The following is a 1371-nucleotide window of genomic DNA, read 5'->3' on the forward strand; positions in this document are numbered from 1 at the left end:
TTGGAGTCATCAATATGCAATAAGGTACAATATTGGTGAGGGGGAATGAGACGTATGAAAAGCAATATCCTATATGATGAGCAACGGATCAAGGTGGCTCAAGAAGCTCTCAGTGGAACGAAGTTATCTTACCTTGCACGTAAATATTCAGTGTCTCCTAGCACGATCACGAACTGGGTTAAGTTCTATAAAGAAAGATTTGGTGAGGAATCCCTTCCTTCTGTGAGTGAGCGTATAGAAGATTCTAAACGCCTTCAGGAGTTGGAAACCAAGATGGACACAGCCATTAAGCTGCTTGGTGAAAAGGACCTTGAGATTGAGCTGCTGCGTGAACTTCTAAAAAAGAGCAACCCCGCTTACAAGACAAACTTGAAATAGCCGATGAAACGATTAAGCGGGGCTATGCAACGGCACCTGTGCTGCGACTAATCGGTGTTCTTGAATCTACCTATTATGCTAGAAAGAAACGATTAAGCGAGCAACCGAAACCTGGCGAAGAGGTTGTTGCTGTAGGAAGACCCATTCCCAGATACTCACTGACGACGGATAATCAGAGGATTAGCGATACACAGATTGAAGAATGGCTTATGGAACTAGTTGAAGGCGAGGAGCATGGTTACGGCTACCGTAATTTAGCTCATGCACTTTATGTGCAACATGCTCTTATCCTTAACCATAAGAAAGCTTACAGGCTCTGCAAAAAGCTAGGGCTACTCCAGAACAAGCCAAATAAGAAGTTTAAGCACCCAAGGCGTATAGCCAAAAACCGTTTAGTCACGGGGCCGAACCAACTTTGGCAGATCGATATTAAGTATGGCTATGTCCACGGCTATGATCGCTTCTTCTTCCTTTTTGACATGATTGATGTATTTGATCGTTATATTGTTGGATATCACCTAGGGTCAAGCTGTGATGCAAAGGATGTTTGCGCAACGGTAAAACGAGCGCTAGAGACTCGTCTGAAGCCCGGAGAAGCCGCGCCAGTCATACGTTCAGATAACGGTCCTCAGTTTCTTAGCCATGCGTTTGGTGACATGTGTTTGGACGAGAATCGTCCTATCGAACACGAGCGCATACCGCCCAAGACCCCCAACATGAACGCATACATTGAGTCATTCCATAGCATTCTTGAAAGAGATGTGTACACAAAGGAGTACTTTGAAACATTTGAAGAAGCTTACCAGAGAGTACACACATACATTGAATTCTACAACCAGCGTCGTTTCCACGGGAGTCTGCACAAAATGAGTCCAAGCCAGTACCATGAGGCTTGGAAAGCTAAAAAATTAAAAGCCATAGAAATTGCAGTTTAGTGTGCTTAGAGAGAAAAATGAGAAACTGCGAGAGCGAGAGCATTTAGCAGATAGACTC

General features: G+C 44.2%; 2 protein-coding genes. Both read left to right on the top strand.

Translation table 11 applies throughout. From position 1 onward, the window contains the following. Positions 1-54: 54 nt before the first annotated feature. Positions 55-378 carry a helix-turn-helix domain-containing protein gene (locus tag GC098_RS38195; RefSeq protein ID WP_171649550.1) on the top strand — a complete coding sequence of 108 codons (324 nt, stop codon included), beginning with the start codon at positions 55-57 and terminating at the stop codon, positions 376-378. A 38-nt stretch (positions 379-416) separates the two neighbouring features. Next, a complete protein-coding gene (locus GC098_RS38200; protein ID WP_312880610.1) occupies positions 417-1313 on the top strand; it encodes an IS3 family transposase in 897 nt (298 codons plus the stop codon). Positions 1314-1371 lie beyond the last annotated feature (58 nt).

Origin of the sequence: Paenibacillus phytorum, assembly GCF_013141715.1 — a bacterium.
GTDB lineage: Bacteria > Bacillota > Bacilli > Paenibacillales > NBRC-103111 > Paenibacillus_E > Paenibacillus_E phytorum.